The sequence below is a fragment of the Robbsia andropogonis genome (assembly GCF_034047095.1).
GTDB classification, from domain to species: domain Bacteria; phylum Pseudomonadota; class Gammaproteobacteria; order Burkholderiales; family Burkholderiaceae; genus Robbsia; species Robbsia andropogonis.
Genome location: NZ_CP139168.1, coordinates 13,117 through 36,513, shown reverse-complemented (window position 1 = coordinate 36,513; position 23,397 = coordinate 13,117). Strand labels below are relative to the sequence as shown.

Sequence of the window (23,397 nt, the reverse complement as noted above, 5' to 3'; positions counted from 1 at the left end):
CTCACCATCCCATATCCACTCACCTAGCATCCCTTCAATTCTCACCGGCCCCGGTCGTGGAGCCCATGTCAACCCACCAACGTCCCCATTAGTTCTCACCCAAGTGCCTACAGAACCTCACCTTAAATTCAATAACGTATTGAAAATAATAGAAAATATAGAACTTCAATGTTTTAATGTTTACAAAGGTGTGTCTTCAAGGTTTACTCAAATACGATAGGGCATTGTAAAAATACGCAGAAATAACTAGCACTGCGATCGTAAAACGAGAAGCAACATGTCGAAGATCGCGTCAAAAACGTGATCAATGTCGGTGAGGAAAAATAGGAAACTCCTCAAGTTGATTCTCGCTCTTGCCAGACCCGCCCCTTAAAACGCTTTGCTTTTCCCCGATATCCCACCCATAATTCCCCGCATAAAAGGTAAACTTTGAGGGAAAAATGGCAAAGGTGATCTCGTTTTCAAATCACAAGGGCGGTGTGTCGAAAACTACGCTGGTCGTCAATATAAGCGATGCATTAGCTAGAGAGGGCTATGACGTCCTCATCGTTGACATGGACCCACAGGCCAATGCGACGAGCATGGTGTACTCATTTGACGAGCCGCCATCGGTACCAGTGGAGCTCGTACTGGACAACAAAGCTTCGACGGCCCAGGCTGTAATTCAAAACACGCGCATCGATGGCGTGCATCTCATAGGGTCATCTCTGTTATTGGGCAGGGTCGCACGCATGATGCAGGTGTCCTCGTTTGCTGCGACCTCGGTGCTTGCAGAAAAGCTCGCTCCACTACAGAACACATACGACGTCATTATTATTGATACACCTCCAAGCCTAGAGTTTCTCCCGGCGAATGCTTTGGCCGCATCAGACTACGTCTTTGTACCCGTCCAATCAGGCTCGAAGTTGTCTTTAATCGGAACGGAGGACATGCTCAGCTTTATCGAGCAGGGGAAAAAAGCCAACCCAAGATTAAACTTTGGCGGTGCCATTCTGACGCGTCACGACGCGAGAAAGCGCATGCACATGCTCACAGCCGAAGCTATCAAGGAGTATTACGGTAAGTGTTTAACCACGACCATTCCGCTCACCACCGAAATTGAAAAAGCTGAGGCGCTCGGGTTGACAATCATCCAGCATAACCCGGATCTCAGCGCTTCTGATCAGATGCGCAAGTTGGCCAGAGAGATTGTGGAAATCACGGGTTTGACGAAGCGCGCTGAAGAAATCGAGGAATAACGATGGCCACCAAGCAAGACAAAGCATTGCAAGAGTCGATGTCGCGGCGGCGCGATCCTGCGCTGTCCCGCGCCCAAATGGAAGGAACCCCCTTCGGAGAGTTCGCAGCGCAGGTCAAGGACACGCTGCTCATCCCTATTGAATCAATTTATGTCTCCCCGTTTCAATCGCGAATTGAGCGGACGGAGGAAACGACGGAGGACGATGATAGGATCGCGGATTTGGTCGCCACGATCGAGAGAGAGGGGTTGTTAAACCCGGTGCTCGTTCGCATTGTTCTTCCTGGGTCTGAGACAGCTGCCACTGGCCGACGGTTGCTCGACATAGTTAAAAGCGAAGGAAAAAGGCTGCCACAGTGTGGCACTTCAGACGAGAGCGCAGAGTGCCACACTGTGGCCCCCAATTGTGGCGACCCTGCATCGCCACAGTACGAACTAATCGCAGGCGAAGGACGAACCCGTGCGCACATCATTTTGGGCAGGAAGACTATCCCTGCAAAAGTCTTGAGAATGACGGATATCGAGGCCGCGCGCGCCCTAACTGTCGACAACTTGGTTCGTCGTTCGATGACCGATTGGGAACTCTATCGGCACATTCAGATGCTTCGTTCTACCGGTGCGGCCACGACGCAAAAAGAATTGGGGTCAATGCTAGGTTGCTCACGAGCGATGGTCTACAAACTCGAAGCGTTTGGTCGTTTGCCTGCCGCCGTTCACGCCATTTTAAACAAACGCCCTGCATTGTTGGGAGCGTCTCAGATCACCGATTTGCACACGAAGGGATTGATAGATGCAAATCCGGATGCTGTTATCGAAGCCGTGGAAAAGGTAGCTGAAGGAAAAATACTGCAATCCGGGATGGTGAGCTATATTGAGCGAAAATTGTCGCCACCAACGAAAACGGTTCGACGCGAATTCCAACTGACCCAAGGAAAAGCGAAGATAAAGATCGTTTTGCAAGACGGCGAAGCTCGAATCACGGGTGACGTGGACGAGGATGAGTTGCACGCGCTGCTACAACAAAACATCAATAGGTTACTGCCAAAGAACATAACGAACAGTGAAGGCACTTCCTAAGCCGTTGTGTTGCCGGGCGCAATAATCGGCTGGCAAGTGGCGCAGAAAACGCGATCGAAACTCATTGATTGGATCACCCGTTTGTAATGCGCACCGACCGGTGGTAGAGGATTCCCACCGAGCCTTGTCGCGACTCAAACACAAAAACCGCCCTTGTGACAGATGCTTTGAACTTGATAAACGGCTTCAACTTAACTAATAAGCGGTCCGTACTCCTTTCGTCAAAGTCTACGCGGCGAATCGGTGATAAGCGAAAGCGACGTCCGCATGTTCACCAACAAACAAGTGTCTATAGCATCCGAAACCAATACCTAAATTTCAAAAAATATTTTTAAATTTAGGATGTGACAGAAATGATTGTAAGGATCGCTCACTATTCTACGATCTTATGGATACCTTGCCACTCTGAACCCAATGGGGCTTGCCAAAACGACCAGTTGTGACTCTTACCTTGTGCCCCTAAGCCTAGATTGAGTATCCATGCTGTTGCGTTCACCATCCCTACGTGCAGTAACGCCTGGAGACCGGTAGCAAAACAAGGTATTACTGGGAGCCCTTGCGAGTAAGTATTCGAATACAATAGAACCAATGTATAGGAAGTGATACCGCACTGAACTAACCACTAGCAATGAGAGGAACGTTATGAACGAAGCATTCAAGTCAGAATACAAAGTCCGGGAGTACGAAATAGACGCAGGCGGCGGCGTCCCTCACGCAGTATTCCTGAATTATTATCAGCAAGCTCGTCACGAACTACTTCTAGCATTAAAGTTTCCGTTTCAAGACTTAAAAGAAGCGGGTATCGGATTTGTTGTTATTCGGATAGAAACCGATTATCTTCAGTCATTGTTTCCAGATGAAGATTTCGTCATTTACACAAAAATGTCCCGGCCGTCCAAGCTCCGTTTTCGATTCGATCAAACGATGCACCGTAAAGGTGACGAGACGCTGGTAAGTACTAGTGTAAACATCGGAACTATTGTCGACTCTAAGAATCGTCCAGTATTACCGCCGATGTTAGAGTCTTGCTTGACAAGTTATCCTGTAATCAAGGCGAATTAAGAAAAATTGATGCTCTCAAAGGCTAAACTACGTTTCATTACTATAGTCGCTTTGTGGTTGCTGCTATTTAATTCTAGTTGTGGTTTTGCTTCGACTAAGAATTGGGTGCCTGCCTCCGATGTCCATTCTATTGTACCTTTGCGAGCATCGCTAGAATATCTGATTGATCCAACTGGCAGAATGTCAATAAATGATGTGATCGAGAAAAAAGAACGTTTCGCAAAAATCGTAAAAGAGGATTTGAACTTTCCAACTGTCAATGGCGCTGTTTGGGTGAAGTTCAGTGCGGATTTTTCGAATTATAAGGAGGCATATTGGTACCTAATCCAAAATTATGAGCATGTTGGAATGATGCAAGTTTATTATTGGGATCGTAACAAATATCAAGTACAAGATTTATCCGAAAATACCGCAATGAACGATCGTATCTATGCGGTGCATAATTACATCTTCAAATTGCCAGTTAAAGATTTAAACGTAGATTATTACTTAAGATACCTGCCTCAAGGACATAATGTCGTTGTTGATCTTGCATGGTCGAACGAGTATGGATTGATCGCTTCTATCGCTAAAAATCATTTAGAAGAAGGTTTGTTTTTCGGTCCTCTTGGTGTCATGTGGGTCTATAACTTATTTTTGTATCTCTATCTTAGAGATAAGAACTATTTATACTATATATATTATCTTGGCGCATTTATTGCAACCTTCATATATATTGACGGTTTCATGCCATATATTTTTGGATTCAGCAAATTTAAAGAAAAAATATTTTCAATGTTTCCGTTTTTTGCTCTTCACGGGATGGTGGTTTTTGGTAGAAATTTGATAGATATAAAAAACGACAAAACATTACTGAGTAAGTATTTACTATTTTTTCAATACGTTTCTCTCGGTTGTGCCTTAACGCCTTTTGTGTTGCCCAGGGGGCACTCATTCAATGTTGCCAACATATTGATCATCAGTATTTTGCCCGCGCTCTTTGTTGCTGGAGGCTGGCGAGCAATGAAGCAATATAAGCCGGCATTTTTTTATTTCATCGGATGGTCGATTTTTGCACTCGCTTTGTGTTTGTTAGCTTTGAAATCGTTATTAGTAATACCTGAGAGTTGGTTGACTGATTACTCTATCAAGTTTGCCGCAGTCTGGGAGGCGATCATTTTTTCTTTCGCATTAGGATATCGACTTCGTTTGCAAGAAAGAGTGGTTCGTGATGAAATTGAAGGAATTGTGAATAAGCTTCGGATAGCTCTTGAGCGAGAGAAAATAGCTGTTAAGAAAAACGTTCAATTCATCGCCGCCGTGAACCATGAACTCCGTTCGCCAATTCAACGTCTTATCAACGGGTACGATATGATTGCGCTCGAATGTGGGTTGGAAGAATCTGATCATAGAATATTAGGACTTAGGCGTGTAGCGAACCAGATAATCAGTCAGATGAAAGATATCGGTGATTTCTCAAGGCTTGAAGCGGCTGTTTTACTGCCTCGTATGGAGGAATTCGCTTTGAATGACTTGTTAAGTGACATCTCGGAAGATTTTACAGAATGTATTCGATCAAAAAATGTAAAGATTAAGGTTGTAGGAAAATCAAACGGAGAAGTTATTTATGCTGATTTTGATAGAGTGCGTCAAGTGGTGGCGAACTTAATTCAAAATTCCATAAAATTTACCGATGAAGGTGAGATATCCGTATTGGGTGAGGTGTTAGTTTCGAATAAAGTTGAATTGCCGTGTGATGGCATATTAAAATTTACTATCGACGATAGTGGTCGTGGAATTCCCGCTGAAGACTTGGAAAATATATTTGAACCTTTTTGGCAGGGGAGGGCTCGAGACGACGCAGCAGGATCTGGTTTGGGCTTGGCGATAGTGAAAAGATTAGTAGATTTACTCCATGGTTCCGTAAGCGTTCAAAGTATCGCGGGTTCCGGAACCACCTTCGTTGTGGAGTTTCCTACCAAGATAATTGAAACTAACCAATCCTGTTGAGTTGGGGGTTTTTCTTAAGGAGAAATATTCTTACCACGAAAGAATAGCTTCTTATAGATCGTATTAGCCATAACAAGATTCAATACTGGTTTTTCTAACACCGATATTTCGTCGAACCGGCTCACTAGATCAGCGATCTCAGACTCAAGATGATGGGTCCGTAAATTCCCAGTTAGAATAATTATTGGTGCCTGAGTAGATATCTCAGTACGTATTTTTTCGATTACGTAATTAGCCGTTCGATTGTCGTTCAGTGTCCAGTCCAAGATGTAGTATTCGAAAATCCCTTCGCTGGCAGTCTCCAAGAGCAAGTCAGGGTCTACAAAGCTTTTTACCGCAATGCCCTTCTTGGCAAAAGATCGCGTGATTCCTTCGGAAATATCCGGTATGTCGTCGAGTGATGCAACAACAGGAGACGGGACGGGATGAATTTGGATTACCCGTAGATAACTTTGTCCCGCTTCCGCAGTGGCACCGGTGGTGACGATATAGGTGTCTCCTTCTTGTCTGGCGACGAAGGATTCAGAACGCGGATCTACAAGAACTTCGCCGACCTCGCAGATGCACCGTTGTGGGATGTCTGATATTAGCAATATTCCATTAGACACTGGTGCTCGGAAAGGGATCGCTAGCTCCTCTATTGGTTCGTGAAAATGTCTCGCGATCTGTGCCAGTTGCTCGTTTGACCAGTTGCGGTCGCCGGCGAATTTCTGTCTTGCGCTCACATATGCGATGTTGAGGATCGACGCTACTTTCTTGATCTGTTGTCGCTCCCCTATGCCATGCTTATGTAATAGAGCTTTGACTTTGTCGGTTGTACTTGATGTTGGCATCTAAACTAATGAATAAAAATACAGAGATATCGAGCCTGACCGGCATCCTGGGGCCTGAAAAGTTCACGTGAGGACAGATCCCGACAGAACTGACCTGAAGCATGCCGTGTGTGCATCGCAACAAACAAAAAGAAAGCGTTTGACTGTCGAATACTTTCGAATAATAATATGAACCATATCGCATATGTACGACTAGATACAGTTTAGACTGTAGCACCGTACTCTACGCTCCTGGTGCTAGACGCTCTCATTATAAAGTCCAGCGTTAGGTGCACTGCATTTTGTAAGAATGCACCGGTATAGCGATCGACCTCAATAAAGTGCCTGCCATTCAACGAAGTCCATAGCTTCGTTACGGGTGCAGTCCGGAATTTGAGGACGCCGGCAACGAAATTGTGGAAATAAAAACAGGTTATTGAATAGTCATGCTTATTAATTGATTAAGCAGTTTGTTAATCCAAGCATAGGGGAACATCGTGCTAGGTAAAATTTTCGATTTGATTTGCAAGGCCATTCGCGCATTGCTCTTGTTCATAGTCACGACATCTTTGATGGGTTTTGTGTTTTGGTTGATCAAAAGACATTCCACGCTGCCTGAACTGATCGAAGTCGCGATTGTCGGTTCCGGCTGGTTGTCTATCGCTTACTTCCTCTACAAGTGCGGCTGGCCCCGCGATAGCCGGGACTGGTGAATCATGCGCAAAGTGTTCCGTCATGTCATCTCGGAGTCGGTCATTATTGGCTTTAGTGAATTAGTAATACTAATATTTTGGAGCTTTTGTGGACTACGTCTAATCATTGATCGTTTTTTCACTTGGGCAACCAATCAGGTTGAATATGCGTCTTTTGGGGTCATGGAGCCGCGTGTGCTTTGTGTAGCCCTGCTGATGGCAGCGACTGTTTTGTACACTTTTCAAATGCCTACTGTAATCGCTTACACCATTAAGAGCATTACCGAGTGGTCCAAGTCACGCCGGTCCGGCGTGTGAGCATCAATCATTCATTATCGTCTGAGCCATAGTGATGCCAATCGACTTTGCGATGCTCGCTCAGCAGTGCGCGCCTTCGGTCCACCCGACCACGCTGCGCGCGCTTGTCAAGACAGAGTCCGGATTTAACCCATATGCGATCGGCGTGGTGGGTGGGAAGCTAATGCGGCAGCCCCGTAATCGTGATGAAGCGATCGCGACGGTACGGGCGCTGGACGCTTCGGGGTGGAATTACAGCATGGGTCTGACACAGATCAACCGAGCGAATCTGCGCGCCTACGATCTGTCGCACGAAACGGCTTTCGATCCGTGCGCGAATCTGCGTGCAGGTGGCGCAATTCTCTCCGGCTGCTATGACCGCGCACTTGCAGGGGGCCGAACGCCCCAGGCCGCTTTGCGGGCCGCGTTGAGTTGTTATTACAGTGGCAATTTCACGCGGGGTTTCGTCCCCGATAGTCACGCAACGAGTTATGTCGAGCGCGTGGTTGCAAACGCGGCGCGGATGAATGGTGGTGCTGCGAGTGTTCCGCCGATCGATGTCGTGCCGATTCGCGAATCGCCCGCACCGATCGCGCGCCTGCGGCGTGAGCCAGTGCCGCGCGATAGCGCCGGGCCTGGCCAGGATAAGCCTATTGATCAACACCCTGCTTGGGACGCCCTAGGGGATTTCTGATGGAGTGCAAGATGCGTAACACGTCTATTGATAATAGATTCATTCGTCCGGCTCGTTCGCTGGGCGTGATCATGTGGCGCGTGGGGGTCCTTGCCATCCTCTCGGTATTGGCCGGGCCAAGTTGGGCGGGTGGAGGGCTCACTGCCGGTACCCAAGCAGTGAGTAATTTCACGCTATGGTTCTATGGGTTCGTCGGCGTTCTAGCGGGTTCATACCTGCTGTGGGTGGGCATTCAGTGCTGGTCCAACAAGGCAGACTGGATTCATGACTTCGGCGGCGCTATCGCGAAGACGGCGGCGGTGGGCGGTTCGCTTGTCCTTGCCGGCTGGGCGTTTGGACTGTTCGCATGATGACCGTTGAGGAGGAGCGCATCCTGCATCCGTCGTACGCCGGGCTCAATCGTACGGCGATGATCGGTGGCGTGCCGATGTTCGCGGCACTGATCATCGCCTGCACATCCTTGATCAGTAGTTTGATTGGTGGCTTCGCGCTTGGGCCGGGCGGGCTTTTGATCGGCTCGGCGGGCGTGCCGGTATTCATGTTCTTTCGTTCAGTCTGTCTCACCGACGATCGGGCGCTCCATTTGATGTGGCTGGAATTTTGCTGCTGGATCAATCGCCGACGTGTGTCTGTTTTCGGCAAGACCTACACGCTCGCACCAATGCGTTATGGACGTGACCTCGACCTGTATACCCGTTCGTTTTCGGGGGGAAGAGATCTCGTGCGATTCGAAATACTTCGTCAAAGCTTGCTGTCGCCAAACTTGGAGAATATCGATGAATGATAGTTTGACCCGGCTTGTCTCAGCAGTCGAAGATCATTTGCCTAAGATTGGCCGTCCCGTTTCTGAAACGGCGACGAGCCTGGATTCGGGTGGTGCCTTCATCGTGATCCGCGTGAACGGCGTGCCGTTTGAATCGGTGAGCCGTGCAGAGATAGAGGCGCGATACGATGGTTGGAATCGCCAACTCGCCGCCATGACCTTGGAAAAGGGCAATCGTCTCGCATTGTGGACGACGTTTCGTCGTCGGCGCGTGTCCTTTGGCGACGAATACCGCTTCACTAGCCCTTTCGTTCAACGCACGGTTGACAAATACCTTGAGCGTTTTCGCAAACACGACCATTTCGAGAATAGCTTTTATATCACCGCGATCCTCACCGGTGACGATCTGGACGAGACCTTGCGTGAGCTTGAGGAGTTGGGCGAGGGCTTAACCAAGGCCCTTGTCGCCTATGATCCGCAACTGCTGCAAACATATGGACACAATGGTGTCGTGTTTTCGGAGACGTACCAATTCATTGGTGAGCTGCTTAATGGGATCGATGAGCGCGTGCCCGTCACGCAGGCGACCGGCCGCGACCTGATTCCGACCGCCCACCTGCATTTCCACTATGACACCGTCGAATTGCGCACCGACACGTCGACGCGATTTGCCGTCTGTTATGACCTCAAGGACTTTCCGAATGCGGGATGGGGGCAGACGAACCCGCTGCTCACGCTGCCTGTCGAATTCACCTTCACGCAAAGTTTCGGCTGCTTGAGCACGGCGCAGGCAATGAAGACGATCGAAGATCAAATCAATCACCTGAAATCGGTCGGCGACAAGGCGCACCATCAAATCAAGGAGCTGAATCAGGCCGTGGCGCTCATCGCCGGTCGCGATCTGGCGTTTGGCGATTATCACGGCGCATTGGTTGTGTATGGCGAAACCGCCGCGAAGGCGATAAGCAATGGTGCGTACGTTACGAGCCGCGCGTTAAATGATTGTGGGTTCAAGTTCGTCAAGGCAACCGCATCGGCACCCTACACCTATTTGAGTCAGGTACCGGGTTTCCGCAAAAAGCCGCGTCCGATGCCGAAGTCCACCCGCAACCTCGCCTCGTCGTTCTCGATGCACACGTATTCGGCGGGCAAGGCTCGGGGTAATCCACTGGGTGACGGTTCCGCGCTGATGCCGGTGCATACGGTAGCAAAAAGCCTGTTTAGTTTGAATTGCCACGCCTCTCGCCTCGATGAGGATAGCGTGGGTGAGAAGGTCGCTGGCCACACTTTGATCATGGGTGCGACCGGCACGGGTAAAACCACCCTTGAGACCATGCTGCTGGCCTTTTTGGAACGGTTCGACCCAAAGATATTCGCCTTGGATCTGGATCAAGGTCTCAGAATCTTCCTTGAGGAAATCGGTGCTGAATATTACACGCTGCGTGAAGGGGAGCCGACGGGCCTTGCACCGTTCGCGCTGCCGTACACCAAACGACACCTCGCGCACCTGTATGACTTAGTCGGTGCGTGTTGCCGAGATGAAAACGGCAAGCTCAGTGCCGAGGATCAACGCCATATCAAGCACGCGGTAGACACCGTGATGAAGCTCGAAAATATCGAGCACCGCACCTTCAGCCGTCTGCTGGAATCCATCCCGGATACGGGTGAGCACAATAGCCTGTGGCTGCGCTTGAGTCAGTGGTGCGGGGCGACGGACGGTCGTTTTGCATGGGCCTTGGACAATGTGCCCCGGGCGTTGACGAATATTGCCGAGGTCCGTCGTATTGGCTTCGATGTAAGCGATTTCTTGAAGAAGGATTATCCGGCAACGGAGCCGGTGCTTGCGCATTTGCTCTACCTCAAGGAGCAGATGCAAAGAAAGGGCGGCTTGCTTGCCACGGTGATAGCGGAATTCTGGCTTCCGGCGAGCTATCCGACCACACAGGCCTTGATTCGCAAGTCGCTCAAGACTGGCCGCAAGGCCGACGAGTTTCTAATTCTGGATTCGCAATCACCAGAGGATGCGATTCAATGCCCGGTCTTTGCGGAAATACGTGATCTCACCGCGACGAAATGCTATTTGCCGAATCCGGAGGCCAAACGGGAAAGCGCCAAGCTTCTGAACATGACCGACCGCGAGTTTGATGCGTATAAGCAGCTTCCGAAGGAAGCGCGGACGTTTTTAATCAAGCAAAGCAATCAGTCGGCGTTTGCCACGCTCGACCTGGGCGGCATGGACGACGAGATTGCGGTGCTCTCCAGCAGCTTGGATAACGTCGCGATTTGGGAGGCCTGTACGCGGGAGGCACATGGTGACACGGACCTGCGCATGCAATTGTTCCAAGCGCGTCGTAAAGGCAAGCGCGGCGCTAAAGGACGGGCCGCGGCAGATCGTTCCATGGAGCAAACCGATGAAAGCAGTCAGGCAGAGCACGACGATGATGCGCATGTTTAAAGTCACGGCAATCGCCGCATTGCTCATTGTAGGAACTTCGGCACATGCGCAGGAGGGCGTTGATAGCGCTGCTCTCGCGAAGCAGGCGCAGGCGGGTGTGCTCACACAACCCGACGCGTACCATTGCACGCCACGCCCGGAAAACGACATCAACCAACGAATGCTCGTGCAGTTGATTTCAATCGATACGACGCTCAAGCAGTTGCTTGAGCTTGACCAGCACCAATACATGACAACGCATCCTTGAAATAGATCTTTGAGAATTGGATAGGACGATGAAAACAATGCGAATCCTCGGCGCGGCCGCGTTAATGACATTGACCTGCACGTTGCCCATGGCCCATGCGCAGGGCGTGCCGGTGCTCGATATTCAGGCAATTGCCCAAGCCATCGCAACGGTCAAACAGTTGCAGCAGGAATACGGACTATTAACGAACCAGTACCAGTCGATGACTGGCAACCGGGGACTTGGCGAGATCTATAACGATGCTTCCTTGCGCAATTACCTGCCTGATCAGTGGCAGTCGGTGTACGACCAGGTCAAAAGCGGGCAATTGAACGGCATTAGCGGGCTGGCGAGCAGTATCGAAGCTCAGGAGGGTATGACGGCGTACACCCCTGGCCAGCAGCGCTTGAACGATACGGTTGCGGCGAATAAGGCAATGACGATGCGTTCCTACCAGGCATCGATCGACAGGCTTAACAATATTCAGCAACTGATGCAGCAGACCAATATGACGCAGGACCCCGCTGCTAAAGCCGATCTGCAAAACCGATGGTCAGCAGAGGTGTCGTCGATCAACGCGGAGAAGACCCGCCTTGATTTGATGGTACGGCTCCAGGACGCGGAAAAGGAATTGGCACAGCAGGAAGCTCACCAGGATATGCAGCAGCGGTTGGATGGTGACGATACCAAATGATACGGGAGTAATGCATCATGGAATTACACGTTTTTTCTGACATGTTCAGCTGGTTCGATGAGACCGTCCTCAACACCATTAACACGGGTTCGGCCAAGATGATCTCGCTGATCAGTCCGTTGGTCGCGGCCTGCTTCAGTCTGTATGTGTTGCTCGTGCTGGTGTCGTATTGGCGTGGCCATAACGACAGTCCGATCGTGGACTTTCTGCTGAGGATGGCAGGGTGGGCGGCGGTCCTGACCTTCGGGATGAACATCAGTTACTACAGCGAATACGTGGTCCCGTTCTTTAATGGCCTCGGCGACGACCTAAGCAGCGCCATCATGAACGGCGACAGTTTGAGCAACGGACTTGACTCCTTGTTGAACCTGTATATCTCGGCAATTAAGAGTATGTACGACAGCATCAAGGCCTATCAGATCGGATTGTCCATTGAGGTATCGGTACTGGCTGTGTGCGTCCTCTTGGTGGGGTTGCCATTTCTGGCGATCGCGGCCGCCTTCATTATTCTTGCCAAGTTCGCCCTCGGACTGCTGCTGGCTTTGGGGCCCGCGTTTATCGTCACAGCGCTTTTCCCGGCGACTCGGCAGTACTTTCAGAATTGGGTGGGTCAGTGCCTGAACTACGGCATTCTCGTTGCCCTTTTCGGTGCGGCGGGTGCGTTGGAAATCAGCTATATGACCTGGGTGCTTCCAACTAAGTTTGACGTGTCAGACGTGATCCTGACATACGCAACCGAAGGAAAAATTGTTAGCTGCGGGATTGTGTTCATCGTTATCTCGCTGAACCTGCCGTCCCTGGCATCGCAACTGGCAGGTGGAGTTGGTATCTCATCGATGGTGGGTCAGCTCAGCAACGTTGCCGGCGCGGCAATGCGTGCCATGCGGCTTTCTGGCGGCGGTGGAGGGTCGGGGGCGAGTAACAACGCGATGAAAGCCTTTTGATATTGATTACTTTCAAGGAGCCGTAGATGAAAACGACACGACTTTTACTAACCGCTTTCATTGTTGTCTTAGGGATCACGCTGTTTGGATGCGGCAAGAAGGGTGGGGATGAATTTATAGGCAAATGGGAAAAAGTCAGCGGTAGCGGGTCTAACGAAATCGTCATTACCCGCAACGGCGATGGGAACGATTTTTATATGATTTCCGTTAAGCCGAATCTTTCAGCGCAAAGTAAGGCGGACGCCACGACAACGGAACGAGTACCAGCTACGTACTCGGATGGCAAACTCATGCTGTTGGTAGGTATGACATACGTTTTGACGATTGATAAGGCATCTGGCCATCTTGTAATGCCGGATGCGGAGTATCAGAGACCCAAGTAATCAGACTTTTTTGCCGGATGTTTCCGGCAAACCGCATGAATCGGGAGTGACCATGAGAATAATCGTCGTGCTTTGTAGCGTCGCGTTGCTCGGGGCGTGTTCGTCGGTGCCAAAGCCGACGCAGCCAAAAGGGCCGTGGATGCCGGTGAACCATGCGACACAGGAGGGTGTGCGATGAAATGGGTTCCAAGGAAATTGGCGGCAACAACGTCTGCGCCGGGCACCCTTGCGGCAAATGCTTACGCTACCGCGCTACGCGATGCCTCAGCCGCGCTTGCGGATGCCGATCCACGCGATATGGCTCGCATGTATTTCAAGCAAGCGCTCGTGTTTGAGCAATCTCGTCAGCAGTTGCAAGAGAATGCTAGGAAAATCGCATGGCGCGTGGCAGGCGGTGCGCTGTTCATCGCATTGGCTTCCATTATTGGCTCAGCAGTGTTAGTACAACTAAAGAGACCTTCTCCTCCGGTCATCATCAGAGACAACACCGCCACGGGTAATGTCGAGGTCATTGATGTCGCGCGCAGTGGTTCGGTCAGCTTTGGTGAACTGGAGGTGCGCGCTGCGCTTCGCCAGTACGTGGAGCTACGGGAGAGTTACGACTGGTACACGATACAAGATGCCTATGACACCGTGAGTCTGATGAATTCGGAACGCGAGCAAGGGCAATATGCATCGCTTTACGACCATAAGAATTCGCCGCAGAACATATTGACCGATAAATACCGTGTGATCGCCCACATTGGGGCGATTACTTTTATCGGATCGACGGCGCAGGTGTTTTTCTCCAAGACGATGGTGCCCCTGTCGTCGCAGGGTAGCGGTGCCGTTGTGGTGCCGAAGACCGAATATTGGGTCGCGACCATCACTTATGAAATCGGCGAGCTGCCCACACGCAGCAACGACCAGACACGCAATCCGACAGGCTTTCGCGTGACGAGCTATTCGGTCGACCGCGACTGGACGCGCAGCACGACCGATAGCGTGGTACCGATGCCCTCGGCGGCAACGGCAGCGCAGTCCGCGCCCTCGGGCGGAGGTGCCAGGCCATGACGCTTTTTTCTCGTAAAAGGCAGGCGAGCGCGGTACTGATCGCCGCGCTGGCCGCAACGCCCATGAGCGTCTTTGCCGAAGTCGTGCCCGGCGCGTGCGGCAGTGACGCGCATATTGCCTGCGCGCTCTATGACCCGAATGAGACCTACCAAGTGGCGTATCGGGCCGGGGAGGCGACTGTCCTGATTTTTGAGAAAGGCGAAAAAATCGATGGTGGTGGCATGGGCGATGGCAAGGCGTGGTCTGCGGGTCCGGCGGGCAATGGCTTTTTCTTCAAGCCCAAGGCCGCCCATGCGGCAACCAATCTGATTTTACTGACGAATAGACGGCGCTATGTACTCAAGCTCGTGCCTGTGGCACGGCACGAAGACGCGATTTGGTCATTGAGTTTCGCGTATCCGGACACGCAGGCAAAACAAAGCGCCGCGGCGGCCGTGCGCTCGGCCGAAGCACGCGCACTGCTGGCGCAGACGGTTGACACGCGTGGTACGGGCAACGCCGACTACGACATGCACGGCGACACGGTGTTGGCACCCACGGCCTTGTGGGATGACGGGCGCTTTACCTACTTCGAGTTTCGCACCAATCGGGATCTGCCTCAGATCTACCGGGTATATGGCGATAACAAGGAGGCGTTGGTCAATCCCGATGATGTACGCGGCCCGGTGCTCGTCGTGCATGACACGGCGCAGCGTTTCAATCTACGCCTGGGGGACGCCGTGCTCGGTATCCGTAATAACGCATACCGGCCCGATGGGCAGCTCAACCCCGCGGGTACGACCGTTCCCGGCACGGTGCGTCTGGTGAAGCACAAGGAGGCGGGCGATGATCAATGAGAACAATACGACATCTTCTTCGGTACCGGCATCGCCCGAGGCTAGCTTGGGTGAGAGAGGTGTGCCGGGTATCACGCGCACGAAGCGCAAGAGCCCATTGCGGATGTTGCCGGTCGTGATCGGGCTTGTGTTGGTGTTGCTGTTTGGCGCGGTTGCAGTGGGTCTCGCGATCAAGCGCTGGAGTGCGCAGCAGCATGCGCAAACCCTCGCGGCACGAGTGGATGCGGCGAAGGACAAGCCATCGGATGCGCATCACGACTTCGGCCGGGATCAGGCGAAAATCGAAAGGCAGCGCGCCGCCGACGCGGCCATGGCCTCGGAGGTCGCGGCGGCCAACGCGGCGCTGCCTAAACCAGCGCATGCGGATGGCGCCACCGCATCGAATGTGAGCGGCGCCACGGCCGCCAATGCCGCGAGCGCGGTGCAAACACCGCAGGAGCGCAAGCTTGATGGCGACGTGTTACTGAGCTTCAACGACCAGACGCCGCGCTCGTCGGGGCCAGGTGCCGCGTCTGCCATCGGCACTGCGCGTGGTGAATTTGCGAAAGATGGCCTGGACGGCAAGTTGCAGCCCTCGAAGCTGGAGAGCGTCAAGGCCGAATTGATGCCCTCGCTCGACTTCCTGTTGATTGCTGGAACGACGATTCCTTGCGTGCAGGGTGCGGAGATCGTCACCGACTATCCCGGCATGACCACCTGCCATGTGGCCAAGGATGTCTATTCGGCAAACGGCAAGGTGCTGCTCGTTGAACGGGGCTCCGAGGTGGTGGGCGAACAACGGCAGGCACTGATGCAAGGGCAGGCCCGCATCTTCGTGATCTGGACGCGGCTCACCACCCCGGCCGGGGTGAAGGTTCAACTGGATTCGCCCGCTGCCGATGCGCTCGGCGGCAGTGGTTTGCCCGCGTACGTGGATACCCATTTCTGGACACGGTTCGGCGGGGCGATGATGGTCAGCCTTATCAGCGACGCAGGTCAGGCGCTGTCGAGCATTGCGGCGAACGCGGGCACCAGTAGCAATGGCGTGCAATTCAACAACACGACGAATTCGGCGGGACAGGTTGCCTCCGAGACGCTGCGTAACACGATCAACGTGCCGCCGACGGCGTATTCGAAGTACGGCTCGATGACGACGATTTTCGTTGCGCGAGATGTCGATTTCTCCGATGTCTACGAGCTTGCGAAACCGTGAAACGATCGAATCCGCAGGAGTAAACACATGCCATACGACGACAGTGTGACGGTGCGCAGCCACCTCAAAACGCTTGGTATCGCTGCATTGCTGGCAACACCTGGGGTGACCGAGTTCGCGATTAATCGCCCCCATGAAGGCTGGACGGAGACGAGTGAGGGCTGGCAACGGCACGACTTACCGAACGCCTCGCTCGAAGCGCTCAACCAGTTCGCACCGGCCCTCGCTATCTACAACAAGGCTAAACCGCCACTGTCGGCGTCGGAACCGGAAAAGCCAGTGCGGCTGCCCGATGGTGAGCGCGGGCAAATCGTCATTGCGCCGGCGTGCGAGCCTGGAACGGTCTCGCTCACGATACGCGTGCCGAGCGCCACGCGCTTCTCGGTCAATGAGTGGGCGCAGGCGGGCAAGTTTGATCGGTTCCGGGATGTGGTTCGTGAAGGCACCGCGGCACGCATGACGCAAGATGTCATTGAGGCGGCGGCTTCACGCGCAGGCACCCAAGGGCTCGATGTGAGCCGTGCCACCCCGGTTTTTAACCCCGCTCGTGCGTTGGGTGCCGGTGGTCTTTCGCGCGATCAGCAAGACATGCTCGACGCGCTACGTCAACGCGACGTGGTGCGTTTCTTGACGCTTGCCATATTGAACCGGTTGAACATCGTGCTCGTTGGCGGCACCGGCTCGGGTAAGACGACCTTGATGAAGGCGCTGGCCGACTTGATTCCGATCATCCCTCGCGAGGCGCGCATCGCGACGATCGAGGACACGCACGAATTGCCCCTGCCGCTGCATCGCAATCACGTTCATTTGTTCTATAGCGAGGCGATTCCCGCACGACGCATCGTCAAGGCGACGTTACGCATGAAGTTCGATCGGGTGTTACTGGCCGAATTGCGGGGCGATGAGACCTGGGACTATCTCACGCTGCTCAATACTGGCCATGACGGCGGATTGACGACGGTGCACGCCAACGATTCGATCGCAGCGCTTTCGCGCATCGCGACGTTGGTGAAACAAAGCCCCGTGGGGCAGACGCTGCCACTGGACTACTTGATGCGCGAGATTCGCACCACAGTCGACGTCGTGCTCTTCCTGGAAAACCGTGAGCTAACGGAAATCTACTTTGATCCAGTCACGAAAATGCAACTACTTAGAGGAGAAGCATGAGTTACAGCAAGGGTTCATCTGATGAGAGGCGGGCCTGGTTGGCCGAGAAGATACTGCTGCTGTGCGATGCGACCCGGGCGTTACCCTCGCATGAGGCGATTGCCGGGAAGTTGGGCGTGAGCGGGACGCGACTTCACGAAGCAATGAGCCGATTGCTGGCGTGCGGGGCAATCAAGGTGCGCACACGGTTGGGTATGCGTGTCCTTCAAGAAGATCAATGGCAAATTGTTGATGGCGATGTGGTGCGCTGGCGTCTCTCGTTCGACACGGACGGTGCTTTCAGGGCCGCTATTGTGGCCTTGCGTCGCGCCTTCGAACCGATCGCCGCCGGCGATGCGGCGCAGGGCGCGACTGCCGAGGAGCGCGCTCGGGTTATCTCAGCGTGCGCGAATCGGATGCACGCCAAGACACTTGGCGCGTATGTGCAAGCGCACGTCGAACTCCATGCCGCCGTTATGGCGGCGAGCCCCAACCGGATCATGCGGCAAATGGCCTGCCTGGTCAGTCCTTTGTATCACTCGACAGCGGCGGACAATACCGTGCCCATACGGGTGGAGGGTGACTGGCCCGCGCTGGCCATGCTGACCTTGGCAATGCGGGATCGCGATCCGATCGCCGCACGCGAGGCCATGGAGCAGATCAACACGTTTGATTTGCCGCATATACCGAGCAAGAGATGCGTATGAAAAAGCGCATCCTCCTGGACATATTACTCGCAGCGCTTGCGGGTGCAGTGCTCTTTCTTGGTGCGCGGCCATTGCACCTTGAAGGCCTCGTAACGGATGCCGTTGAACGGGCCTTGCTGATCGGGGCCTTGTGCGGTACATGTGTTGTGTGGGGAATCTGCGCGAGTGCGGTCCTGCTAAAGCGCGCCACGATGCTTGATCGGGTTGTCGCCGGCGGGCTGGTCGCGCTGTTGGCGATAACGGCACTGGTTGTGGCCGGCCAATTCGCGGGCGCTGCGCTCTTCGCCAAATTAGAAAAACTCCCCGATTCGGTGATTGGCTTGTGGACGCTTCGCGATTATTGGCAAGCGTTCGGCGATGAGAAGGCGGTCAAGCGCTCCTTGTTTATCGCGAGCGTGGTGTCGGCTGCGATACCGTTGCTGCCGATCGTGGCGGTGGCCGCCGCGCTGGTCGCCAAGCCTAAGCGCGAACTACACGGCGATGCACGCTTTGCGCGGGCGCACGAGATTCGGCGTTACGGTTTGATGGACGAGGCGAATGGGCGTACGCGGGGCAAGGAGGGCGCGCGCGACCCTTCCATCATCGTCGGACGGTACAAGGGCAAGTATTTGACGTTTCGCGGCACGCAGTTCGTGATGGTGGCTGCCCGGACGCGTTCCTTCAAGGGCGTGGCCATCGTCATTCCGAATCTGCTTACGTTTTCGGATTCGGTCGTGGTGCTCGATGTCAAAGGCGAGAACTTCGATCTGACATCGCGGTATCGGCAGGCTTGCGGCCAAAAGGTGTTCCGCTGGGCGCCGTTCGATGAAGGGGGTTATACCCACCGGTGGAATCCGCTGTTCAAGATTGCCAGAAGCCCCGCCTTCGTGCGCGTGGGTCGCTTGCAAAGGATCGCCGCGCGCCTGTATCACACGAGTGATGCGCGCAATAAATTCTTTTACGAGCAGGCAAGCGACCTGTTCTTGGGTTTGGCCCTCTATTTAATGGAAATGACAGCCGATTGCACGTTCGGGCAAGTGTTGCGGCTTGCGACCAAGCCCGACAAGACGGTCCGGGAACACCTCTCAGAGCTGATGCAGCACGAGACCAAAGAGGGCGAGCCGCTTTCGGGTGACTGCCTGGGCGCGCTCTCCCGGGTGCTGGCCTCCCCCGATGAAACGATGCTCAATATCGTCTCGACCTTCAATTCAGGGCTGCGTCTGTTCAGTAATGCGATTGTGGACCAAGCCACGAGCGCATGCGATTTCGATCTAGATCGGGTGCGGCGTGAACCGATATCCATCTATGTGGTCCTGCCGGTGCGTGACCTGTCAGTCGCCAGCTTGCTTGCCAACCTGTTTTTTACGCAATGCATCGAAGACAACCTCGATGTGCTACCTGGCGAGGACCCGACAATTGGGTATCAGTGTTTGCTGGTCCTCGATGAGTTCCCCGCGATTGGGCGCATTGACGTCATCGATAAGGGTAACGCGTTCATCGCGGGCTACTGGATACGTCTTTTGACGATCCTGCAATCGAAGACGCAGACTGAGCCAAACGAATTGTATGGCGTGGCCGGCACTCGTACGCTCTTCACCAACCACGCGGTGCTCGTCGCTTACGCGCCTGGCAATCAGCAGGATGCGAAGGAATTATCCGAAACACTCGGTACATTCACGCAAAAAGCGACCTCGACCAGTCGCAGTCGCGGGCGCAACACCTCCACGGGAACGAATACGTCGGACCAGGGACGCGCCTTGATGTTGGATCAGGAGCTCAAGCGCATGGAGCCCTATCAGGAGATCGTGCTGGGTTTCCAACGCCCCATCCTGTGCGAGAAGGCCACGTATTTCGAGGATGCGCTTTTCATCGACCGCATGCGTGCGGTGAGTCCGACGCTTGCGGCGGTAGCCGATGACTTGCCGTGCGAGGACGACATCAAGGCCGCCTGGCAAGCGGGTGAACTGCGTGCCACCGGTATTCCAATTAACAACCCACGGCAATACCACGCCGCGCTGTCCGCCAAGGCGGCAGGAGAGATTCGCCTAGCGCGACAAGCCGGTGCAAAGGCGCTTACAGCGGCCGAGCTATTGGCGCTGGATCAACGCGAGCCCGGACCCGTCGCCACGAACGTGGCGCTCACCGGATTTGCTGATGACCTGGTCGAACTGGGTCTGGTGATGCGCGATGACGTACGCGCACTGTTGGCCGGCATCCGACTGGATATCGGTGCTGCGCATGGCGTGGGTCTCGATTCCCTGAGTGAACCGGTCAACGTGCCGGCGGATTACGACATGACGGAGGCAGCGAATGGCTGATGCAAATAAGCCCAAAGGCGAGCGGACGTATCTTGATGTGCCGTTCAAGGAAAAGCAGAGCGCGCGGGAACTGGGGGCGAAGTTCGATCGCCGCGAGAAGAAGTGGTATGTGCCAGCCGGAAGCGACCCGAGTCTGTTCGCGCGCTGGATGCCATCAGGTCCGAAGGAGCGGCCACTGAGCGAGGGGCAATCTGATGACTTCGAATCGGATATCGAGCGCGAGGCACAGCGTCTGAGCGGCTTGACGGATCAGCCCATCGACGAGTCACGGCAGTTTGTGCGCGAAGCGTTGCGTCTCGCGGAGGAAAAAGCGGCGCTGGCCGCGCGAGACCGCGTCCAGGAGCAGGGCGGATCGGCATTCGAGAGTATCGATGCGATACGGAGTGCGATCATCGAGGCGCGGCGTGCGTATTTTGCCCAGCGGCAGCATCTATACGAGCAAGGTAACGCCGAAGCCGAGCCGCGTGCCCTGCCTGAAGCGGATGCGCGGGTTGTGCTGGACGATGTAACGCTGGGCCGCCGCTACCGCGACATGATTCAGTCGATCGCCACGTCTTCGACGCTACGCGGCGCGGAGGTCACGGCGACGCTGGCGTTGGAAGAGCGTTTGGAGACGATTCATCGCGAGGCGTGGCGCAAGTCGGGCTCGCCCGAGAACGGTGAGCGTGCGATAGGAGAGCATATCCGAGCTGGCAGCGACTTCGCGGCGCAGGCCCTGCCGCCGCGCGCAGCACGGGCATTGAACACCCTTCGGCAAGAGGCGGGACTGAGCCCTATCGGCATCGAGGCAGACCAAGCGGTCGATGACCGGGATTTGCGGCAGGTGCCGGAATCGCTCGCACCGTCTGACCAGGCCGATGCGCCACCGATGTCCGACATTGCCGGGCCTTCGGAGAGCGAGACGGCCAACACGCCGTCCGCGCTGCAAGAGCAAAACCAGCAAGAGCAAAACCATTCCGAGGGCCGAGCGGCGGCAAACGATGCAACCGCGCCGCTCGTCTCACCCGCGCCCGCGAGCAACGAGCCGGATGCAAAAAATCCGGCCAACGATGCGGCCCCGCCCGTGCTGGGCACGGTGTCCGAGGCGGATCTCAACCGCGTTCGCAAGGTCCGCGAGGCCGATCGTGTCGCTGCGCAAACCCTGCTGCGCGAGCGCGGCCAAGCGCTGCCGCGGCCCGAAGACGCATCGCCCGAGGTGGGTGCGCCGCACGACGAGCGCGGTACAGACATCGAGGACAACCAGATCGACATCGATGCGGCCTTGCGCAAACCGATCACCACGAGTGACGGCTATACGGTCCCCGCGCATATCGCATCGCGCTACATGATCAAGGAGGGGCGATATTGGCGACTTGATTCTATGCAGCCAGGTGCGCAACCCACACCTGCGACCAAGCCCCATTTTGAGGATGTGGGTAAGCGCTTAATAACCCAGCAAAACGATCGGGGCACGATCGCGGACATGCTGGCCGTGATGAAGGCCAAGAACATCGACGCGATCACGGTCAAGGGCAGTGAGACGTTTAGGCGTAACGCCTGGCTTGAAGCGGCGCTCGATGGCGGCATTGAGGTCAAGAATTTCACGCCCAAGGAATCCGATCTTGCCTTGCTGGAAGCGGCTAAGCGCGAGCGCGATGCGCTGACGATCAAAGCCGGTAGTGCTCCTGCTCCGGTGCCTTATCGCGACGCTGCCAAGGGCGATGTGCAGCGAACCCGGGCCGCCACGCAATCGGCGATTGACAAACCGGTACCCGGCGTTGCCGCGAAGCCTGCCGATACGCTTAGCGGCGTATTGCTCGAGCATGGCGCCGCGCGCTTCCAGCATCAAGCCGATGCGTCGTATTCGTACTTTGTGCATTACCGCGATGCCACAGGGCATGAGCAGACCGTGTGGGGCGTGGACCTCAAAAGAGCGATGCAGGCCAGCGAAGCGAAGCCGGGCGACACGATCTCACTGAAAAATATAGGCGAGACGCCGGTGACCGTACAGGAGCCGGTGCGTGACGCGGCGGGTCGCGTGACCGGAATGCAAGATAAGGAGGTGCTTCGCAATACCTGGGAAGTCACACGGGAGGCCGCGCCGCAACCGGCGACGCAAGCCCTACCCGAGAAGGTTGCCACGCGGGTGCAGGCCGCCACGCCATCGGCGATTGACGAGCCGGTACCCGGCGTTGCCGCGAAGCCCGCCGATACGCTTAGCGGCGTATTGCTCGCGCATGGCGCCGCGCGCTTCCAGCATCAGCCCGATGCGTCGTATTCGTACTTTGTGCAGTACCGCGATGCCACAGGGCATGAGCAAACCGTGTGGGGCGTGGACCTCAAAAGAGCGATGCAGGCCAGCGAAGCGAAGCCGGGCGACACGATCTCACTGAAAAATATGGGCGAGACGCAGGTGACCGTGCAGGAGCCGGTGCGCGACGCGGCGGGTCGCGTGACGGGAATGCAAGACAAAGAGGCGTTTCGCAATACCTGGGAAGTCACCCGTGAGTCCTCGCCGCAACCGGCCACCCAAGCGCCACCCGTGACGGTGGCGCAGATTCGCGAACGGTTAATCGAGGCCATGGAAGGCATGCCATTGCGCGCGCGTAACGAGGTGCTAAACCGCTTCGATGCGCGGATGAAGGCGGGTGTCGAGGTCGAAGGAATGATGAATCAAGGCGGTTTGAACTGGGAGGCGGCGGTGTCCGAACTCGATAAACGCCACGCCGCGTTGCGGGCCGGGTGGAGCGCCCCGAAGGCCGCTCCTGTCGCACAGGCCTCGCCATCCCTCCAACCGGTAAGCAACAAGCCCGCTATGTAACGCAGGTCGCGATCTGTCTGCCTGGATAAAAGGAATGTGAA

The 23,397-nt window shown here is 54.8% G+C and carries 21 protein-coding genes; 20 read left to right on the top strand and 1 reads right to left on the bottom strand.

Features of this window, described 5'->3' with window-relative positions:
• The first annotated feature begins 440 nt into the window (after positions 1 to 440).
• The 4 genes from SJQ66_RS11885 (at position 441) to SJQ66_RS11870 (ending at position 5,365) form a co-directional block, all read left to right on the top strand.
• Positions 441 to 1,238 (top strand): ParA family protein, encoded by a 798-nt coding sequence (locus SJQ66_RS11885; protein ID WP_253466514.1) that lies wholly within the window; start codon positions 441 to 443, stop codon positions 1,236 to 1,238.
• A gap of 2 nt (positions 1,239 to 1,240) precedes the next feature.
• Positions 1,241 to 2,314 carry a ParB/RepB/Spo0J family partition protein gene (locus SJQ66_RS11880; RefSeq protein WP_320534381.1) on the top strand — a complete coding sequence of 358 codons (1,074 nt, stop codon included), beginning with the start codon at positions 1,241 to 1,243 and terminating at the stop codon, positions 2,312 to 2,314.
• 642 nt (positions 2,315 to 2,956) lie between these two features.
• Positions 2,957 to 3,376, top strand: a complete 420-nt coding sequence (locus SJQ66_RS11875) for an acyl-CoA thioesterase (RefSeq protein WP_253466510.1) — start codon at positions 2,957 to 2,959, stop codon at positions 3,374 to 3,376.
• A gap of 9 nt (positions 3,377 to 3,385) precedes the next feature.
• On the top strand, positions 3,386 to 5,365 hold the full coding sequence (locus SJQ66_RS11870; RefSeq protein WP_253466508.1) for a sensor histidine kinase: 1,980 nt from the start codon (positions 3,386 to 3,388) through the stop codon (positions 5,363 to 5,365).
• A gap of 14 nt (positions 5,366 to 5,379) precedes the next feature.
• Here the strand turns inward: SJQ66_RS11870 and SJQ66_RS11865 are convergent, their stop codons facing one another.
• Positions 5,380 to 6,198: a helix-turn-helix domain-containing protein gene (locus tag SJQ66_RS11865; protein WP_253466506.1), complete on the bottom strand. Its 819-nt coding sequence runs from the start codon at positions 6,196 to 6,198 to the stop codon at positions 5,380 to 5,382.
• A gap of 551 nt (positions 6,199 to 6,749) precedes the next feature.
• Between SJQ66_RS11865 and SJQ66_RS11860 the strand changes: the two genes are divergently transcribed.
• The 16 genes from SJQ66_RS11860 (at position 6,750) to SJQ66_RS11785 (ending at position 23,356) form a co-directional block, all read left to right on the top strand.
• The gene (locus tag SJQ66_RS11860; protein WP_157685220.1) at positions 6,750 to 6,890 is read left to right on the top strand and encodes a hypothetical protein; all 141 of its coding nucleotides are present in this window, start codon (positions 6,750 to 6,752) and stop codon (positions 6,888 to 6,890) included.
• 331 nt (positions 6,891 to 7,221) lie between these two features.
• On the top strand, positions 7,222 to 7,860 hold the full coding sequence (locus SJQ66_RS11855) for a lytic transglycosylase domain-containing protein (RefSeq protein WP_320534380.1): 639 nt from the start codon (positions 7,222 to 7,224) through the stop codon (positions 7,858 to 7,860).
• A gap of 11 nt (positions 7,861 to 7,871) precedes the next feature.
• The gene (locus SJQ66_RS11850) at positions 7,872 to 8,210 is read left to right on the top strand and encodes a hypothetical protein (protein ID WP_320534379.1); all 339 of its coding nucleotides are present in this window, start codon (positions 7,872 to 7,874) and stop codon (positions 8,208 to 8,210) included.
• On the top strand, positions 8,207 to 8,644 hold the full coding sequence (locus SJQ66_RS11845) for a VirB3 family type IV secretion system protein (RefSeq protein ID WP_244141725.1): 438 nt from the start codon (positions 8,207 to 8,209) through the stop codon (positions 8,642 to 8,644). The genes SJQ66_RS11850 and SJQ66_RS11845 overlap by 4 nt, the downstream gene beginning before the upstream one ends.
• Positions 8,637 to 11,078, top strand: a complete 2,442-nt coding sequence (locus SJQ66_RS11840) for a VirB4 family type IV secretion/conjugal transfer ATPase (RefSeq protein WP_320534378.1) — start codon at positions 8,637 to 8,639, stop codon at positions 11,076 to 11,078. The genes SJQ66_RS11845 and SJQ66_RS11840 overlap by 8 nt, the downstream gene beginning before the upstream one ends.
• Positions 11,035 to 11,325 carry a hypothetical protein gene (locus SJQ66_RS11835; protein ID WP_320534377.1) on the top strand — a complete coding sequence of 97 codons (291 nt, stop codon included), beginning with the start codon at positions 11,035 to 11,037 and terminating at the stop codon, positions 11,323 to 11,325. Before SJQ66_RS11840 ends, SJQ66_RS11835 begins: the two co-directional genes overlap by 44 nt.
• 28 nt (positions 11,326 to 11,353) lie before the next feature.
• Complete coding sequence (locus SJQ66_RS11830) at positions 11,354 to 11,998, top strand: TrbJ/VirB5 family protein (RefSeq protein ID WP_320534376.1); 645 nt, start codon at positions 11,354 to 11,356, stop codon at positions 11,996 to 11,998.
• Positions 11,999 to 12,015: 17 nt separating this feature from the next.
• Positions 12,016 to 12,942 (top strand): TrbL/VirB6 family protein, encoded by a 927-nt coding sequence (locus SJQ66_RS11825; RefSeq protein ID WP_320534375.1) that lies wholly within the window; start codon positions 12,016 to 12,018, stop codon positions 12,940 to 12,942.
• 26 nt (positions 12,943 to 12,968) lie between these two features.
• The gene (locus SJQ66_RS11820; RefSeq protein ID WP_320534374.1) at positions 12,969 to 13,325 is read left to right on the top strand and encodes a hypothetical protein; all 357 of its coding nucleotides are present in this window, start codon (positions 12,969 to 12,971) and stop codon (positions 13,323 to 13,325) included.
• Between the two features lie 174 nt (positions 13,326 to 13,499).
• Positions 13,500 to 14,378 carry a VirB8 family type IV secretion system protein gene (locus SJQ66_RS11815; protein ID WP_320534373.1) on the top strand — a complete coding sequence of 293 codons (879 nt, stop codon included), beginning with the start codon at positions 13,500 to 13,502 and terminating at the stop codon, positions 14,376 to 14,378.
• The gene (locus tag SJQ66_RS11810) at positions 14,375 to 15,214 is read left to right on the top strand and encodes a TrbG/VirB9 family P-type conjugative transfer protein (protein ID WP_320534372.1); all 840 of its coding nucleotides are present in this window, start codon (positions 14,375 to 14,377) and stop codon (positions 15,212 to 15,214) included. The genes SJQ66_RS11815 and SJQ66_RS11810 overlap by 4 nt, the downstream gene beginning before the upstream one ends.
• Positions 15,204 to 16,406, top strand: a complete 1,203-nt coding sequence (virB10, locus tag SJQ66_RS11805; RefSeq protein WP_320534371.1) for a type IV secretion system protein VirB10 — start codon at positions 15,204 to 15,206, stop codon at positions 16,404 to 16,406. Before SJQ66_RS11810 ends, virB10 begins: the two co-directional genes overlap by 11 nt.
• A 27-nt stretch (positions 16,407 to 16,433) precedes the next feature.
• Complete coding sequence (locus tag SJQ66_RS11800; RefSeq protein WP_320534370.1) at positions 16,434 to 17,573, top strand: ATPase, T2SS/T4P/T4SS family; 1,140 nt, start codon at positions 16,434 to 16,436, stop codon at positions 17,571 to 17,573.
• The gene (locus tag SJQ66_RS11795) at positions 17,570 to 18,259 is read left to right on the top strand and encodes a FadR/GntR family transcriptional regulator (RefSeq protein WP_320533853.1); all 690 of its coding nucleotides are present in this window, start codon (positions 17,570 to 17,572) and stop codon (positions 18,257 to 18,259) included. The genes SJQ66_RS11800 and SJQ66_RS11795 overlap by 4 nt, the downstream gene beginning before the upstream one ends.
• Positions 18,256 to 20,556, top strand: a complete 2,301-nt coding sequence (locus SJQ66_RS11790) for a type IV secretory system conjugative DNA transfer family protein (RefSeq protein ID WP_320533854.1) — start codon at positions 18,256 to 18,258, stop codon at positions 20,554 to 20,556. The genes SJQ66_RS11795 and SJQ66_RS11790 overlap by 4 nt, the downstream gene beginning before the upstream one ends.
• A complete protein-coding gene (locus SJQ66_RS11785; RefSeq protein WP_320534369.1) occupies positions 20,549 to 23,356 on the top strand; it encodes a DUF5710 domain-containing protein in 2,808 nt (935 codons plus the stop codon). The genes SJQ66_RS11790 and SJQ66_RS11785 overlap by 8 nt, the downstream gene beginning before the upstream one ends.
• The last annotated feature ends 41 nt before the right edge of the window (positions 23,357 to 23,397 follow it).

Bases quoted from the DNA above. Each gene is read 5' to 3' on its own strand.
- SJQ66_RS11885 (WP_253466514.1), top strand. From the start codon at position 441: ATGGCAAAGGTGATCTCGTTTTCAAATCACAAGGGCGGTGTGTCGAAA.
- SJQ66_RS11880 (WP_320534381.1), top strand. From the start codon at position 1,241: ATGGCCACCAAGCAAGACAAAGCATTGCAAGAGTCGATGTCGCGGCGG.
- SJQ66_RS11875 (WP_253466510.1), top strand. From the start codon at position 2,957: ATGAACGAAGCATTCAAGTCAGAATACAAAGTCCGGGAGTACGAAATA.
- SJQ66_RS11870 (WP_253466508.1), top strand. From the start codon at position 3,386: ATGCTCTCAAAGGCTAAACTACGTTTCATTACTATAGTCGCTTTGTGG.
- SJQ66_RS11865 (WP_253466506.1), bottom strand. From the start codon at position 6,198: ATGCCAACATCAAGTACAACCGACAAAGTCAAAGCTCTATTACATAAG.
- SJQ66_RS11860 (WP_157685220.1), top strand. From the start codon at position 6,750: ATGGGTTTTGTGTTTTGGTTGATCAAAAGACATTCCACGCTGCCTGAA.
- SJQ66_RS11855 (WP_320534380.1), top strand. From the start codon at position 7,222: ATGCCAATCGACTTTGCGATGCTCGCTCAGCAGTGCGCGCCTTCGGTC.
- SJQ66_RS11850 (WP_320534379.1), top strand. From the start codon at position 7,872: ATGCGTAACACGTCTATTGATAATAGATTCATTCGTCCGGCTCGTTCG.
- SJQ66_RS11845 (WP_244141725.1), top strand. From the start codon at position 8,207: ATGATGACCGTTGAGGAGGAGCGCATCCTGCATCCGTCGTACGCCGGG.
- SJQ66_RS11840 (WP_320534378.1), top strand. From the start codon at position 8,637: ATGAATGATAGTTTGACCCGGCTTGTCTCAGCAGTCGAAGATCATTTG.
- SJQ66_RS11835 (WP_320534377.1), top strand. From the start codon at position 11,035: ATGAAAGCAGTCAGGCAGAGCACGACGATGATGCGCATGTTTAAAGTC.
- SJQ66_RS11830 (WP_320534376.1), top strand. From the start codon at position 11,354: ATGAAAACAATGCGAATCCTCGGCGCGGCCGCGTTAATGACATTGACC.
- SJQ66_RS11825 (WP_320534375.1), top strand. From the start codon at position 12,016: ATGGAATTACACGTTTTTTCTGACATGTTCAGCTGGTTCGATGAGACC.
- SJQ66_RS11820 (WP_320534374.1), top strand. From the start codon at position 12,969: ATGAAAACGACACGACTTTTACTAACCGCTTTCATTGTTGTCTTAGGG.
- SJQ66_RS11815 (WP_320534373.1), top strand. From the start codon at position 13,500: ATGAAATGGGTTCCAAGGAAATTGGCGGCAACAACGTCTGCGCCGGGC.
- SJQ66_RS11810 (WP_320534372.1), top strand. From the start codon at position 14,375: ATGACGCTTTTTTCTCGTAAAAGGCAGGCGAGCGCGGTACTGATCGCC.
- virB10 (WP_320534371.1), top strand. From the start codon at position 15,204: ATGATCAATGAGAACAATACGACATCTTCTTCGGTACCGGCATCGCCC.
- SJQ66_RS11800 (WP_320534370.1), top strand. From the start codon at position 16,434: ATGCCATACGACGACAGTGTGACGGTGCGCAGCCACCTCAAAACGCTT.
- SJQ66_RS11795 (WP_320533853.1), top strand. From the start codon at position 17,570: ATGAGTTACAGCAAGGGTTCATCTGATGAGAGGCGGGCCTGGTTGGCC.
- SJQ66_RS11790 (WP_320533854.1), top strand. From the start codon at position 18,256: ATGAAAAAGCGCATCCTCCTGGACATATTACTCGCAGCGCTTGCGGGT.
- SJQ66_RS11785 (WP_320534369.1), top strand. From the start codon at position 20,549: ATGGCTGATGCAAATAAGCCCAAAGGCGAGCGGACGTATCTTGATGTG.